Annotated in this window: 15 protein-coding genes; 3 read left to right on the plus strand and 12 right to left on the minus strand. The window is 54.0% G+C overall.

Annotation, left to right across the window (positions count from 1 at the left end):
- Positions 1–32: 32 nt before the first annotated feature.
- From sufD to JJD41_RS20425, 4 genes are all read right to left on the minus strand, one after another.
- Positions 33–1,409, minus strand: coding sequence for a Fe-S cluster assembly protein SufD (sufD, locus tag JJD41_RS20410; protein WP_200669370.1), 1,377 nt, complete (start codon positions 1,407–1,409; stop codon positions 33–35).
- Complete coding sequence (gene sufC, locus JJD41_RS20415) at positions 1,409–2,197, minus strand: Fe-S cluster assembly ATPase SufC (protein WP_200669371.1); 789 nt, start codon at positions 2,195–2,197, stop codon at positions 1,409–1,411. Before sufC ends, sufD begins: the two co-directional genes overlap by 1 nt.
- A 146-nt stretch (positions 2,198–2,343) precedes the next feature.
- The gene (sufB, locus tag JJD41_RS20420) at positions 2,344–3,780 is read right to left on the minus strand and encodes a Fe-S cluster assembly protein SufB (RefSeq protein WP_200669372.1); all 1,437 of its coding nucleotides are present in this window, start codon (positions 3,778–3,780) and stop codon (positions 2,344–2,346) included.
- Positions 3,781–4,002: 222 nt separating this feature from the next.
- The gene (locus tag JJD41_RS20425; protein WP_200669373.1) at positions 4,003–4,365 is read right to left on the minus strand and encodes a ferredoxin thioredoxin reductase catalytic beta subunit; all 363 of its coding nucleotides are present in this window, start codon (positions 4,363–4,365) and stop codon (positions 4,003–4,005) included.
- A gap of 168 nt (positions 4,366–4,533) precedes the next feature.
- Between JJD41_RS20425 and sufR the strand changes: the two genes are divergently transcribed.
- Both sufR and JJD41_RS20435 read left to right on the plus strand, forming a co-directional pair.
- Positions 4,534–5,193: an iron-sulfur cluster biosynthesis transcriptional regulator SufR gene (gene sufR, locus JJD41_RS20430; RefSeq protein ID WP_168569879.1), complete on the plus strand. Its 660-nt coding sequence runs from the start codon at positions 4,534–4,536 to the stop codon at positions 5,191–5,193.
- A 198-nt stretch (positions 5,194–5,391) separates the two neighbouring features.
- Complete coding sequence (locus tag JJD41_RS20435) at positions 5,392–5,646, plus strand: hypothetical protein (RefSeq protein WP_370583908.1); 255 nt, start codon at positions 5,392–5,394, stop codon at positions 5,644–5,646.
- Between the two features lie 71 nt (positions 5,647–5,717).
- Here the strand turns inward: JJD41_RS20435 and JJD41_RS20440 are convergent, their stop codons facing one another.
- The 3 genes from JJD41_RS20440 to JJD41_RS20450 form a co-directional block, all read right to left on the minus strand.
- Positions 5,718–6,011: a TMEM165/GDT1 family protein gene (locus tag JJD41_RS20440; protein ID WP_200669375.1), complete on the minus strand. Its 294-nt coding sequence runs from the start codon at positions 6,009–6,011 to the stop codon at positions 5,718–5,720.
- A gap of 51 nt (positions 6,012–6,062) precedes the next feature.
- Positions 6,063–6,476, minus strand: coding sequence for a TMEM165/GDT1 family protein (locus JJD41_RS20445; RefSeq protein ID WP_200669376.1), 414 nt, complete (start codon positions 6,474–6,476; stop codon positions 6,063–6,065).
- Positions 6,477–6,633: 157 nt separating this feature from the next.
- On the minus strand, positions 6,634–6,993 hold the full coding sequence (locus JJD41_RS20450; RefSeq protein WP_200669377.1) for a YkgJ family cysteine cluster protein: 360 nt from the start codon (positions 6,991–6,993) through the stop codon (positions 6,634–6,636).
- 376 nt (positions 6,994–7,369) lie between these two features.
- Between JJD41_RS20450 and psb30 the strand changes: the two genes are divergently transcribed.
- On the plus strand, positions 7,370–7,501 hold the full coding sequence (gene psb30, locus JJD41_RS20455) for a photosystem II reaction center protein Ycf12/Psb30 (protein ID WP_168569885.1): 132 nt from the start codon (positions 7,370–7,372) through the stop codon (positions 7,499–7,501).
- A gap of 175 nt (positions 7,502–7,676) precedes the next feature.
- Here the strand turns inward: psb30 and JJD41_RS20460 are convergent, their stop codons facing one another.
- The 5 genes from JJD41_RS20460 to JJD41_RS20480 all read right to left on the minus strand — a co-directional run bounded on the left by JJD41_RS20460 (position 7,677) and on the right by JJD41_RS20480 (position 13,874).
- Positions 7,677–8,831, minus strand: coding sequence for a pyridoxal-phosphate-dependent aminotransferase family protein (locus JJD41_RS20460; protein WP_200669378.1), 1,155 nt, complete (start codon positions 8,829–8,831; stop codon positions 7,677–7,679).
- A 428-nt stretch (positions 8,832–9,259) separates the two neighbouring features.
- Positions 9,260–9,541 (minus strand): DUF5340 domain-containing protein, encoded by a 282-nt coding sequence (locus JJD41_RS20465; RefSeq protein ID WP_200669379.1) that lies wholly within the window; start codon positions 9,539–9,541, stop codon positions 9,260–9,262.
- Positions 9,542–10,001: 460 nt separating this feature from the next.
- Entirely contained in the window at positions 10,002–10,886 is an 885-nt protein-coding gene (trpC, locus tag JJD41_RS20470; RefSeq protein ID WP_200669380.1) for an indole-3-glycerol phosphate synthase TrpC, read from the minus strand.
- A gap of 120 nt (positions 10,887–11,006) precedes the next feature.
- Complete coding sequence (gene lpdA, locus JJD41_RS20475; RefSeq protein WP_200669381.1) at positions 11,007–12,440, minus strand: dihydrolipoyl dehydrogenase; 1,434 nt, start codon at positions 12,438–12,440, stop codon at positions 11,007–11,009.
- A 153-nt stretch (positions 12,441–12,593) separates the two neighbouring features.
- Positions 12,594–13,874, minus strand: coding sequence for a dihydroorotase (locus JJD41_RS20480; protein WP_200669382.1), 1,281 nt, complete (start codon positions 13,872–13,874; stop codon positions 12,594–12,596).
- Positions 13,875–13,880 lie beyond the last annotated feature (6 nt).

Consider the following 13,880-nt stretch of genomic DNA (forward strand, 5'->3'; position numbering starts at 1 on the left):
CTTTCCCGGGAGTCGAGAAAGCGGGATCGGGTTTAAGAATTGTCGGTCCGGCAGGCAATACAACGGGCGAGACGGGTTTGTAACCGTTTGAGGGGGAGGCGATCGAGAATTTCGCCCGCGAAGCCGTCTACCAGTAAATTACGGCTGGTGTTGGGGTCTAAGCCGCGACTGCGAAGGTAGAAGAGTTCGTCTTCTTCGAGTTGGCTGACCGTGGCGCCGTGGGAACATTTGACGTTGTCGGCGGTGATTTGCAGTTGCGGTTTGGTGTGAACCCGTGCTTTCGGCGAGAGCAGTAAATTGCGGTTGAGTTGGCTCGCGTCGGTGAGTTGGGCGGGTTTGGGGACGAAGACTTTCCCGTTAAAGACGCTTTGGGCGCGATCGTCCACAATGGTTTTGTGCAGTTGTTGGCTGCTACCGTGGGGATAGTTGAGGGCGATCGCGCTATGAGTATCCGCCACTTGTTCCCCGCGTACCACACTCAAGCCATTGAGTACGGTATGGGTGCCTTCTCCTTTTTGGAACACGTCGAGATGGTGGCGCGCCAGTTTTGCCCCGGTAGAGACGGCGGTGCATTCGTAATGACTGTCTCGACCTTGGGCGATCGCCGTCTTGCCGATATGAAAAGCGTTGTGGGCTTCCCTTTGGATGCGGGCGTGCTTCACTTGGGCGTTGTCTCCCAACCAGATCTCGGTGACCGCATTGGTGAAATAGGGTTGACCGTGTTTGACGTTATCGCACCATTCCCGTTCGGCGACGACGTATTCTTCGAGTAAGGTGCAAGCACTCCCACTTTCCGCCACCACCAAAGCGCGCGGTTGAATCAGAGACGCAGTTTCGCCGTTAGTCGCTAAAAACAAGAATTGTATCGGGGTTTCGACGATCGCATTTTTCGGCAACCACACCACCGCCGCATCCACCAATCCGGAGGTATTGAGGGCGGTAAACACTTCTTTCCCCCCTTCTTGCGCCGTCAGATAGTCGGCGAGGCGATCGCGCAATCGCGGCGGTAACTGTCCTAAACTACCGACAAACACCCCGTCGGGTAAAGCGGTCACTTTCGACAATTGCGGCGCGTACACCCCGTTGACAAAGGTCACCCGACTCGCTTCTTGAGATAACTCAAACGGGGTTAACGCTTCCGACGGCAACACCAGAGGCTTACCCGCCTCAAAATTCACCGCCAGCAACGGCGACAGGTCCGTAAAACGCCATTCCTCGTCCTTCGTCGTCGGAATCGCCAACTCGCGCACCCAAGTTGCCGCATTATCGCGGACTTGTTGCAACCAGGCTGCGGTTTCCGGGGCGATCGCATAATTCTCCGGCACCACCTTCGTCGCACCGCCGATCGCCTCCGACAGCAACCCGTCGAGATAAGATAATTCAGGCTTCGCAGATACTTGGATACTCATTACACTCCCGCCTTCGCCGTCAGCTCTTCTTTCACCCAGTCATAGCCTCGGTTTTCCAACTCTTCGGCCAATTCTTTCGTCCCACTGGTCACAATCCGTCCCGCTTCCATCACGTGGACGATATCCGGCACGATGTAATTGAGCAGCCGTTGGTAGTGAGTGATGACCAGCATCGCATTGTCCGCCGACGCCAACTGATTGACCCCATTCGCCACGATCTTGAGCGCGTCGATATCCAAACCCGAATCCGTTTCGTCCAAAATCGCCAAACTCGGCTCTAACAGCGCCATTTGCAAAATCTCATTGCGCTTTTTCTCCCCACCGGAGAATCCCTCATTGAGGCTGCGATTCAAGAAAGCCGGATTCATCTTGACAATTTCCAGTTTTTCTTGAATTAATTCGTCGAAGTCAAACGCATCGAGTTCTTCTAACCCTTCATGTTTGCGTCGCGCATTGTAAGACACCCGCAAGAAGTCCAGATTACTCACTCCCGGAATTTCTAACGGATATTGGAAGGCTAAGAAAATCCCCGCCAGCGATCGCTGTTCCGGTTCGAGATCGAGTAAGTTTTGCCCCTTAAACACCACTTCGCCCCCGGTCACGACATAGGCGGGATGTCCGGCTAAAACTTTCGATAAGGTACTTTTTCCAGACCCGTTCGGTCCCATAATCGCGTGAATTTCACCCGCTTTAATTTCCAGGCTCAATCCTTTGAGAATTTCGTTCCCGTCTACTTCGGCTCTGAGATCGCGAACGGACAGAATGACTTCGCTATTTTCTACAATCATTTGCGCTGAACATTACTCCGTGAATAAACAATGAGGGGGGAAGGCGGGGGAAAGGAAAGTGGGGAGTCGGGAAACAGGGAGTTTGAGGGTTGAGAGGGGAAAAAGATCGTCCGGTCCGATTCCCGATTCCCGATTCCCGAGTTTCCCTACCCGACCGAACCTTCTAATTTGAGGCTCAACAAGCGATCTGCCTCTACGGCAAATTCCATCGGCAACTGGTTAAATACGTCCTTGCAGAAGCCGCTAATCATCATCGTCACCGCATCTTCTGCGGAAATTCCCCGTTGAGAGAAGTAGAAGAGTTGGTCTTCGCCAATCTTCGAGGTCGAGGCTTCGTGTTCGACCTTGGCATTATCGTTTTGTACGTCGATGTAGGGGAAGGTGTTCGCTTCGGCGCTATCCCCAATCAGCATCGAGTCGCATTGGGAATAGTTGCGCGACCCGTCGGATTTCGGCCCCATTTTTACCAAACCGCGATAGCTGTTGGCGGAGTTTCCGGCGGAAATGCCTTTAGAAATAATCGTGCTGCGCGTATTTTTGCCGATATGCACCATTTTGGTTCCGGTGTCGGCTTGTTGTTTGTTGTTGGTCAGGGCCACGGAGTAGAATTCGCCGACGGAGTTATCCCCGACTAAAACACAACTGGGATATTTCCAGGTAATCGCCGAGCCCGTTTCGACTTGGGTCCAGGAAATTTTCGAGTTTTTACCTTTGCACAGTCCCCGTTTGGTGACGAAGTTGTAGATTCCGCCTTTCCCGTTTTCGTCTCCGGCGTACCAGTTCTGCACGGTGGAGTATTTGATTTCGGCGTTGTCGAGGGTGACGAGTTCGACGACGGCGGCGTGCAGTTGGTTGGTGTCGAACATCGGCGCGGTGCAGCCTTCGAGATAGGAGACGTAGCTATTGTCTTCGGCGACGATTAAGGTGCGCTCGAACTGACCCGATTCGCCGTTGTTGATGCGAAAATAGGTGGACAGTTCCATCGGACATTTGACGCCTTTGGGAATGTAGACGAAGGAACCGTCGCTGAAAACGGCGCTGTTGAGGGCGGCGAAGTAGTTGTCGCCGACGGGGACGACGCTGCCGAGGTATTTTTGGATCAGGTCGGGGTATTCGCGCACGGCTTCGGAGATCGAGCAGAAGATGACTCCGGATTCAGCGAGTTTTTCTCTAAAGGTGGTGGCGACGGAGACGCTATCGAATACGGCGTCTACGGCGACGTTACTGAGGCGTTTTTGTTCGGATAAGGGGATGCCGAGTTTCTCGAAGGTTTCGAGGATCGCGGGATCGACTTCTTCGAGGCTGTTGAGTTTGTCTTTTTTCTTGGGGGCGGAGTAGTAAACGATTTTTTGGTAGTCGATGGGGGGATAGTTGACGTGGGGCCAGTTGGGTTCTTGCATTTTTTCCCACTGGCGATAAGCTTTGAGCCGAAAGTCGAGCATAAATTCGGGTTCTTGTTTGAGGGCCCAGATTTTACGCACGACGTCTTCGTTTAAGCCGGGGGGGAGGCTGTCGGATTCGATGTCGGTGACGAATCCGTATTTGTAAGGTTGGTTGACTAAGGTTTTGGCGGTTGCACTCATCGTCAGTGTTCTCTAGTGTTCTCTAAGTCAGGTTCTCAAGGATCTCAAAGCGGGTCGGGTGGGGATCGAAACCAAAGGCCGAAGGTCGAGGGGGATTAATTTTAAGTATTTTTGACGATTGACGTTTCGGCTGACCCTATTTTTGGTAGAGCTGCTGCAAAATTAGGGAATCAAGTCTCTTAAAGGACGGAGCTTTTGACAATTTTGCAACAGGTCGAGTGTTCAATATCCGTCGGTTGTGGCGCGAATCTGTTTGAAGCTAATTTCTTGGCGATCGCCCGCGAAGTCGTTGTCTGAGGTTAGAAATAACATGCAGTGGCATTCTTTGCGTTCGCGCATGGGAATGCACGGACAGTTCCAATAGGCGGCCTTGACTTCCGCTTCTTTATCTTCATAATGGCGACAAGGACATAAGGGTGCGCCGAGTTCGTCTTTATGGCGAGCCAGCCCTTCGATGACAACTGCCGTGACGCCTGGGTCCGCACAGAAGTAGGTTCCGGTGCGTTGGGCATAGGTTTCGGAGAAATACCGCATGGCCTCTAGGCTTTTGTCGGTGGCCTGCTGGGTCTGATTCTCAAGGGTCATTATCCGGGGAAATGATAGGGCAAACGAATCTCGTCTATATATAATAGGGTGTAAAACAACATGGTTGTTGCTTAACTTTAACTTTAGGTTACTTTAACAACAATGATGTTGTCAAAGTCTGGAGTGATTTTCCATCGACCTTTTGGTAAGCGATTACGGGCAAGAATAATGACGACGACGCAGCAGCCTTCGACGAAAGAAGATATCTTGCAACATTTACTCAAACACGGGCGGGCAACGGCTCAGGATTTGGCGGAGATTTTGGCGATCAGTCCCCAGGCGATCCGCCGTCATTTGAAGGATTTAGAAGCGGAGGGATCGATCGCTCACAAGGCGGTTCAGGTGGGGATGGGGCGCCCGCAGCACATGTACGAGCTGACCCACAAGGGTCGCGATCGCTTTCCCAATCGTTACGATGATTTTGCGGTATCCTTGCTCGATACGTTGGCGGAAACGGTGGGCGAGGATCAAGTCACGACGATTTTGCGAAAGCAGTGGGAACGCAAGGCGGTCGAGTATCGTTCTCGGTTGGGCGATCGCCCGTTGGGAGAACGGGTGGCGGCGCTGGTCGAATTGCGTAAAGCGGAAGGCTATATGGCGGAATGGCACGCGATCGAACCCAATAATGGGGATAAGGTGCAACGCTATATCCTGACGGAACACAACTGCGCGATTTCCAATGTGGCCGAATCGTTCCCGAGTGTATGCGGCCACGAGTTGGAAATGTTCGCCGCTATCCTCCCGGATTGTACCGTAGAGCGGACTTATTGGATGATCGACGGCGAACATCGTTGCGGATATTTAATTACGCCGCGATCGCGAGGTTGAAATTTGGCGCTTTCATTGAATTGTTAAGATCTACAGTTAATAAGATCTAAAAAAGATCTAAAAGTTTTGACGGTGCTGGAGGGGCGATCGCCTCCCCGTGGCACCCAACGCTATTTTTGTCAATTTTTTGGCGATTTTGTGGCGAAGTTTGTCAAGATTTACCGAAATTGGAGTTAACAAATCCAGACAGGAATGACGATGCAATCCCCCCAACCCGGCGCGCAATTTTTAACCGAAGAAGAATCCTACGCCGTCGATGGCGCTTTATTGGCGTCTCACGAGAAATTTTTAACCCGATTGACGATTTCTTCTTTAAAATTACTCAAACAAATTGCCGCCGATTTAGAGACGCCCATGGAAGCGCTGACGGCGCAACAAATTATCGATTGGTTTGAAAAAGATGGCAAAATCCGCCGCGAACAAGGCCCCGAGGCGGCATTTTTAAAATGGTGAACTGGGGATCTCGGAACGGCTAAACGGCTGGGATCCCCACCAACGGCGATCGCGCCGCCGCCTCTGTCCCCCTAGGCGTCTTCTTCTTCCGCTTCGCTGTCGAACCATAACAAGCGCACGGCTAAAATGGTAAACCCGATCGCCGCGATCGCCTTAACCGCCCGTTGGGGCAGCAATTCCGCCGCGCCTTGTCCGAGTAATACCCCGATTAAGCTAGTTACCAATAACGCCGCCGCCGTTCCAAAAAAGACCGCGCGAGGATGCTTGGAACTCCCGCCGAGGGCGATCGCCGCCAACTGACTTTTATCCCCTAATTCCGCTAAAAATACGGTAATAAAGCTCAAACTTAATAATTGCCAATCCATTGTTTTTTTGAATTCCTTAACGCCCGACCCGTTCTCGCGATCGCCAGCACTTTAACGCAAGATATCCCAAAATAGCGAAGCCGCCAACAATAACAACACGATTCCGGCAGATTTTTCGATCGTTTTCGCAGAGACCCGACGCGCCAACCAGCGACCGACTAAAACCCCTAATAAACTGGTCGCGACTAACGCCGAACCCGCGCCGATAAAGACGATCCAAGGCGAGTGAGATTCGGCGGCAATTAATAAGGTCGCTAATTGAGTTTTATCGCCAAATTCGGCAAAAAAGATGGTGATGAAGGTCGAAGCAAATACGGCCCAGGCGCCCGCATTCGATTCAGTTGTGCTCGTCGGAGTCGAAGTTGGCGCGAGGGACGATCGCCCGTCTTCCGAGGGTGGGGCGATCTCGGCGATCGGCTCGTTTTCGTTCTCGTCTTCCCGTTGAAATAAGGGGAGTTGAATCATAGTTTCGCTGTCAGCGCTTTATTGGGCGGAGTAGGAAATGAAAGTCACCCAATCGGGCTGGTCTTTCATTTTAAGATTTCTTTCATTTTTCCAGAAACTTACCCCGATCGGCAACAAGTGCAAGGGATGCGATCGCGCGATCGCCCGTCAACGGGGTTCACGCTTCGACGATCCCGACCGCCTGTCGAAAGCGCACTAATTCCAGGGAACGATCTCCGTAAACTCCTTCTATTTGTTGTTCGCAGCATTCGATCGCGAACTCGTCGAGTTCTTCCGGTTCGATCCCGTACAGATCGGCAAATACATCGGGTCGAACCCTACAAAAACGGGGGCGATCGTCGTAAATTCGGCATTTACGGCGGTCGGCGTCGTAGTTAATACACCAGCCGTCGGGCCCGACCATGCTGAGATATTGTTGTAATTCTTCCGGAGTCAAATAGTCTTCTAAGTCGGGGCGATCGCTCGGGTCGAGATGACAGCAAGCCCCGCAGCGTTCTACACATTGCCAAGTAGCCACAAGCAAATTCCGGAGGGCGAAAGGATTGGGAGTCTCTCCCCAATTATAAGCTTTAGGGGGGACTTGGGAGCGAGGGGCGCGGGTAAGATGAGCGGACCACAGGGGGCGTGGGGAAGATGGCTACAACACTGCGGTTTTGCTGGGTTTCTTCCTTGCATTTTCTAGAGTTTTGTAAACTTCCTTAATAAAAAAGACCCGCAAGATTGTAAAATCGATGGCGGATTTTAACTTGACATAGGTTTTGCAGCCGTGGGGCACACGGTCAAGAAGCTCGCCGAGGGGAAAGTCGTCGGACTCCCGATGAAGCGAGAATCCCCTTACCTTGAGGTCGGGGAGTGTCAATTGTTTAGGCCACATAGGGAGAAGATTAGGAAATATGGATTTTTTAACGAATTTGGTCAACAACCTCAACTTTGAGGCGATCCTGCAGTTGACTTGTTTAGCTTTGGTCGTGATCTCTGGCCCGGTTGTGATCTTTTTGCTGGCGGCGCGCGGCGGCGACCTCTAAGCTGCCCGATCGCCCCACGGAAGCCAATCCCTCAAAGCCTGAAGCGTTCGGGCTTTTTTGTATGTTTTGAAATGCAACAACGGCGATCGCCGCTTTGATGGCGATCGCCGTTGTCCGATCTGCGCTAGTTCCCGTGCTTTAAAGCTAGAAACAAGCGGCTTTGACGCCCATTACCTTAAGACTCGGCCAGCACTTTAGAGGCGGCTGCAATCCCCGCACCGGGGGTAAAGTTTTCGTGTCCGAGTTGGGGTAAGGTGGCTTCGATCGCCCCGATTGCCGTGAGAACGTCGCGATCGCAGACAAAGCCTAAGTGACCGATCCGGAAGATCTTCCCTTTATAGCTATCTTGTCCCCCGGCGAGGGCGATGTCGAACTGCTTGCGGACGATCGCGCGGATCTGTTCCGCTTCCACCGTCGTCGGCGCCACGGCGGTAATGGCGGGACTGGCGCACTCGTCCGGGGCGAACAAGGGCAGACCGAGGGCGTTGACGGCGGCGCGGGTGGCGCGTTTGAGGCGATCGTGACGTTGGAAAATCTGTTCCAAACCTTCGGCGCGCATCATCTTCAAAGTCGCCTGCAAGGCAAACATCAAATTCACCGGAGGGGTGAACGGGCTGCTATTTTTATCCGTCGCTTTCTTGTATTTCCCTAAATCCAGGTAATAGCGGGGCAACGTTGCCGTTTTATAAGCCTCCCAAGCTTTGGTACTGACGGCGACAAAGCCCAAACCGGGGGGAATCATGTACCCTTTTTGGGAACCGGAGGCAACCACGTCGAGACCCCATGCATCGATGGGAACGCTGGCGGCGCCGAGGCTGGTCACCGCATCGACGATGATGAGGGCTTCGCCGTGAGCTTTGACGTGGCGGTTAATCGTTTCGAGGTCGTTGAGGATCCCCGTCGAAGTTTCGCTGTGGGTGAGGATGACCGCTTTAATTTCTTTGGCGGTATCGGCTTCGAGTTTTTCGCGGAACTGTTCCGGGTCGAGGGGGGTTCCCCACTCGGCGGTAATCGTTTCGACGTTGAGACCGTAGGCGGTGGCGACTTCGGCCCAACGTTCGCCAAATTTGCCGTTGGTACCGACTAAGACGCGATCGCCCGCACTGAGAAAGTTAATGATTCCCGCTTCCATCGCCCCCGTTCCCGAGGCGGTCAGCATCAACACGTCGCTTTGAGTTTGATGCAGCCATTTCAACCCCTCGGTACAATCGGCGATGACCGCTTCAAAGGGCTTACTGCGGTGACCGATGGGGTGTTTTGCTAAAGCGAGCAATGCTTGTTCTGGCACCGGAGTCGGGCCAGGAATCATGAGCATCAGCTTGTCGTCCATTGAATCTGTCCTGTCGCTCGATTAACGTTGAAAATTGACACTCCCCGCCCTAGAAGTGCGGGGATTCTTGGGCTGAATCTTGCCTCTATCGATCTAGGTCAACTTTGGTCTTACAGTTTCATGTCTGACTCGACTACACTCTCTCAAGCAAGCCTCTTAACGAGTCACTCCCACAAGCGTAAATTTGGGTATGCCCTACCCTATTTCATGGCTTGGCGTCCTTGCAGTTTGGACTGACTTTTAGACCATTGACTGTTAGGCTTTTGAGATCGCGCAGTAGGACCTTAAACCTGTTTCCTCATCGTTCTCACGGTCGGCAACCTGTTTTTAATTCAAACACAAAGCCGTCCTAGAAGGACGGGGTTTTCAACCCAGTTTTTTGGGTAATCTGGGGGGACGTACCGAGATCGGCGATCGCCCGCTACCGCTTAAATCGGTGGGAGGGGGTCGCGATCTTCAGTATTCGAGGCTCTCGTCCGGCTTCCACTCACCTCATTGAGAGACCAGCGATGCTCGATCGGCAGATTCTCGCGCTGACAACTGGCTTCAAATTGCTTCTGTTGGGCCAGAGCCTTGCGAAGGGTGATAATAAGCTGTTGAACTTGCTCGCGTTCTCGACTGTGAGGACTCAGCGAAAACAAAGTTTGCCGTTCTAACAGTTGCAAGATCAGTTCGTAGTGAATTGGGGAAGGAAGGGGAATTGGATCCATGCTTCAGGTTTGGCTTGGGGACTCCCGCCACGAGAATTGTCTGGGATCTTGACAGCAACCCGTCCTCAAAGCGATCGCGAGAAAACGGGGCGGGGTTGACCGCTTCCCCGGTAAACGCTCCCATTCCTTCCCCTCTTGAACGGTTCCCCGGGCTAGGGTCGCCGGGAATCGAGGGAGGAACTCGAACACTTTCTTACCGCAGTGCGGACGTTGAGGCCAATTCAACACGCTCTCGCACAACCGGATAAGCGAGGATGCTTACGGATGGTTTTGACCTTTTGCGCGAATCGAGCCGCTCGCCGTTGGATCGTCTTTGCTGCCGACGCATTATCGTCGTCGTCACGGGATGCTAAGCCCCACCCAGACGGGTTTTCGACGCTTGCGAAAATGTAGGTCTATCTTACCACGGTGCCTCGATTTCTGGGACCGAGGCGATCGCGAGGCTCGGGCGGGGAGTTCCCTAACTCAACAGTCGAGCTAACGCCGCACCGGGATCGGATTGCTTCATCAAGGCTTCGCCAATCAGCACGGCTCCGGCCCCCGCTTGGGCGACTTGCTGCAAGTCTTGGGGCTGGTGCAATCCCGACTCGCTCACTAAGAGAATGCCGCGCTCTTCGAGTTGTTGGGCGCGGGCTTGGGCCAGTTGGGCGGTGGTTTGCAAGTCTACTGTAAAATTTTCTAAGTTACGATTGTTGACTCCAACTAAACGCACGCCCTCGATCGCTAAAACTCTATCTAGTTCTTCAATCGTGTGAACTTCGACGAGGGGCGTCATCCCGAGGGCGTTGGCAATTTTTACGAAATACTGCAAATCCACATCGGGGAGAACGGCGGCGATCAGTAAAATCGCATCGGCGCCACAAGTCCGCGCCAGATAAATTTGATAGGGATAAATGAGAAAGTCTTTGCACAAGAGGGGCAACTCGACGGCTTCGCGCACTTGACGCAGGTAGTCGAAACTACCCTGGAAAAACTTTTCGTCGGTGAGGACGGAGAGGCACGAGGCGCCGCCTTTTTCGTAAGCGCGGGCGATCGCCACCGGGTCGAATTCCTCGCGAATGACGCCTTTAGAGGGGGACGCTTTCTTAATTTCGGCGATCGCGGCGGGCTTTTTCGCCGCCTTTTGAAGCGCCCCTAAAAAGTCCCGAGGCGACGGAGCACTCAACACTTGACGCTGCAGTTCCACTAACGAAAGCGTTTGGCGCCGTTGTTCGACTTCTGTTTCTTTATGCCAGACAATCTCTTCTAAGATATGGCGGGGTTGACTGTCGGGTAAGCGAACCTGATAACGCAGGGATTGGACATCAACCGGAGGATTGGGGGGACGACGACGGATGTTGTGCATGGAGATCGGGGAATTTGAGGGAATTTTAGATTTTAGAGTTTAGATGGGGGACACTCGGGAGTCAGAAGGACGTTGTTCTCGTCCCTGTTTCGGTTCTGACTCCCGAGTGAGGATCCCGTTCTAATGCGCCATAGCCGCACGCTTATAGGCTTCGTCGAGGACTTCGGAAAGCGTGGGATGGGTATGCACCGAGAATGCTAACTCGCGAACCGATTGACCTGTGGAAATCGCATTGGCGGCTTCTTGAATCAAGTCTGCCGCGTGATAGCCGAAGATGTGAACGCCGAGGATTTCGCCGTTATCTTGACGATAAATAACTTTGGCCAATCCGTCGGTTTCCCCTTCGGCGATCGCCTTCGAGTTCCCTTTGAAATAGGTTCTCACCGAGGCGACCTCGAATCCTTCTGCTTGACCCAATTCTTTCGCGGCGGGTTCCGTCAAGCCCACAAAACTAATTTCGGGATGGGTAAACGCCGCCGCCGGGATGCTGCGATAGTTGACGACGCGATCGCGCCCGCAAATGGTTTCCACCACTGCAATTCCCTGGGCTGAGGCGGTGTGAGCTAACATCATTTTGCCCGTCGCATCGCCGATCGCCCAAATATTGCCCAAGGTATTCTCTCCCGCCATCAGGTGGAGGCGATCGTCTACGGGAAGGAATCCCCGGCGATCGGTTTCGACCCCCACCGATTCCAACCCGAGGTTTTTAGTGGCCGGAATCCGTCCCGTAGCCACCAAACAGGCATCGACTTCGAGAATTTCCGTAACTTTTTTAGTTTTGGCGTCCGCCAATTCAATGACCACGGGAGATCCGGGGGTGACCTTCATCGCCAACTGTCCCACCCGGGTTTCGATATCACGCGGACCGATTAAGACCCGTTGCGCTTGTTTGGCAATATCCGGATCGAAAGTGGGCATCAACTGGTCTAGGGCTTCGATCAGGGTAATTTCCGACCCTAACGCGGTGTAAATATCGGCAAATTCCAAACCGATATAGCCACTGCCAATAATGGCGACCCACTGGGGCAGACTTTCGAGGCGAACCGCCTGGTCGCTGGTAAACACGGTTTTGCCGTCTACGACAATTCCGGGGGGCACCCACGGCACCGAACCGGGGGCGAGGATAATATCTTTAGCGGTAACAATTTTTTGGCCGTCGGCGGTTTCGATCTTGACTTTATTTAAGCCCGCCAGCTTGGCCCAGCCTTCGATGGTATCGACGCCGAGACGTTGCAAGCTTTTGGTTAAATCGCCGCGTAGTTTCGATACGGTGTTGTTGGCGTGTTCGGCGATCGCCGCGCGATCGAAGTTGACGCCCCCGAGTTGAATTCCCAGAGTTTGCAAGTGATGGGCGTCGCGCAACTCGCGCACCCGACCGGACGCCGCCAACAGTGCTTTTGAAGGGATGCAACCGCGATTGACACAAGTTCCGCCCATATCCCCGGCTTCGACAATGGCGGTTTTCAGACCGCAACCGACGGCATGAACGGCAGCACCGTGACCGCCTACTCCGGCTCCGATAATGAGTAAATCGTAATCAAATTCCTGACTCACGGATATTCTCCAACTCCTGGGTTAGCCTTACTCATTCTTCTATATGGAGGGGCTTTCGGACAACTGGGACGGGGGAGTGGGGATTTGAGATTTGAGATTTGAGATTTGAGATTGAGGGCGTGTTTTATACTGTGCCAGTATAAAATATTCATTCTATTTTTTGAGCCACGATCGCGCCACCCGACCCGTTATCGTTTGTCCGAGCCAAGGAGTATTGTGAGAAAGCGAGCACAGCGATCGCCCGTCGGCGGTCCAGGTGGTTTGCGGGTCGAATAAGGTCAACTCGGCGGCTTCTCCGGGGGCGATCGCCCGGAACTCTTGCTGCAAGCAGCGCGCGGGGGCGAGACTCAACGCCTTCCACAACCTCAGAGGCGAAAGTTTTGCCGTCGCGACCAACTGCTGCCACAATAACGGTAACGCCAACTCCAGACCGATCGCCCCCGCCGGGGCCTCGGAAAAGGCGACAGTTTTCTCCTCGTAAGTATAACCCCGATGGTCGATGGCGATCGCGTCGATCGTGCCGTCGTCGATCCCTTGAATTAAGGCGCGGCGATCGCCCGGATTGCCCAGGGGCGGATCCAAACGCAGGGACGGATCGTAACTCGCCAGGGCTTCCGTATCCAGGAGTAAGTGCATCCAAGACGTACTCGCCGTGACCGGAACCCCGCGCCCCTTGGCGTGGGCGATTAATTCGACGCTGCGGGCGGTGGAAACGCGCATGATATGTACCGGAGTGGCGATCGCCTCCACCAGTTCCAACAACGCCGACAGGGCCGAGGTTTCCGCGATCGCCGGATGTCCGGGCAGACCCAAGCGCACCGACGCCGACCCCTCGCGCGCCACCCCATTACCCGCCAAATCCCGGCGACAGGGCCACAGGGCCACGGGTTTACCCAACGGGCCGATATATTCTAAAATCCGGCGCAACAGTCCCAAATGCTCCATCGGGCGATCGTCCGCAAAGCCGACAATCCCCGCCGCCGCCAACTCGGCCAACTCGCTCATCTGTTCGCCCTTCCCACCTAGGGTCAGCGCCCCCCAGAACCCCAGTTGCGGCTGATTTCCTTCTAAATTCCCCTCCTCGACCCGACGGCGCACGAACGACAACCCCGCCGGGTTATCCAGAACCGGAACCGTATCCGGCAAAACCGCCACCCGAGTAAATCCCCCGGCCCACGCCGCTTGCTGGAGAGAGACGAGGGTTTCGCGTTCCTCAAAGCCCGGTTCGCCGCTATGGCTGTATAAATCCACCAACCCCGGACCGAGGATCGAACCGCGACCGTCGATCCGGTCCGTATCGCTGCCGACGGCTTCCGATAATTGGGCGTCTACGGCGCGAATGACGCCATCGACAATCCAGATATCGGCGATCTGGTCTCGTTCGGTCACCGGGTCGAGAATGCGGACCTGTTGAATCAGTTGACTCGTACTCATGGGTGG

Source organism: Oxynema mangrovii CENA135, from assembly GCF_016632315.1.
Lineage (GTDB): Bacteria > Cyanobacteriota > Cyanobacteriia > Cyanobacteriales > Laspinemataceae > Oxynema > Oxynema aestuarii.

Bases quoted from the DNA above. Each gene is read 5' to 3' on its own strand.
- sufD (WP_200669370.1), bottom strand. From the start codon at position 1,409: ATGAGTATCCAAGTATCTGCGAAGCCTGAATTATCTTATCTCGACGGG.
- sufC (WP_200669371.1), bottom strand. From the start codon at position 2,197: ATGATTGTAGAAAATAGCGAAGTCATTCTGTCCGTTCGCGATCTCAGA.
- sufB (WP_200669372.1), bottom strand. From the start codon at position 3,780: ATGAGTGCAACCGCCAAAACCTTAGTCAACCAACCTTACAAATACGGA.
- JJD41_RS20425 (WP_200669373.1), bottom strand. From the start codon at position 4,365: ATGACCCTTGAGAATCAGACCCAGCAGGCCACCGACAAAAGCCTAGAG.
- sufR (WP_168569879.1), top strand. From the start codon at position 4,534: ATGACGACGACGCAGCAGCCTTCGACGAAAGAAGATATCTTGCAACAT.
- JJD41_RS20435 (WP_370583908.1), top strand. From the start codon at position 5,392: ATGCAATCCCCCCAACCCGGCGCGCAATTTTTAACCGAAGAAGAATCC.
- JJD41_RS20440 (WP_200669375.1), bottom strand. From the start codon at position 6,011: ATGGATTGGCAATTATTAAGTTTGAGCTTTATTACCGTATTTTTAGCG.
- JJD41_RS20445 (WP_200669376.1), bottom strand. From the start codon at position 6,476: ATGATTCAACTCCCCTTATTTCAACGGGAAGACGAGAACGAAAACGAG.
- psb30 (WP_168569885.1), top strand. From the start codon at position 7,370: ATGGATTTTTTAACGAATTTGGTCAACAACCTCAACTTTGAGGCGATC.
- JJD41_RS20460 (WP_200669378.1), bottom strand. From the start codon at position 8,831: ATGGACGACAAGCTGATGCTCATGATTCCTGGCCCGACTCCGGTGCCA.
- JJD41_RS20465 (WP_200669379.1), bottom strand. From the start codon at position 9,541: ATGGATCCAATTCCCCTTCCTTCCCCAATTCACTACGAACTGATCTTG.
- trpC (WP_200669380.1), bottom strand. From the start codon at position 10,886: ATGCACAACATCCGTCGTCGTCCCCCCAATCCTCCGGTTGATGTCCAA.
- JJD41_RS20480 (WP_200669382.1), bottom strand. From the start codon at position 13,874: ATGAGTACGAGTCAACTGATTCAACAGGTCCGCATTCTCGACCCGGTG.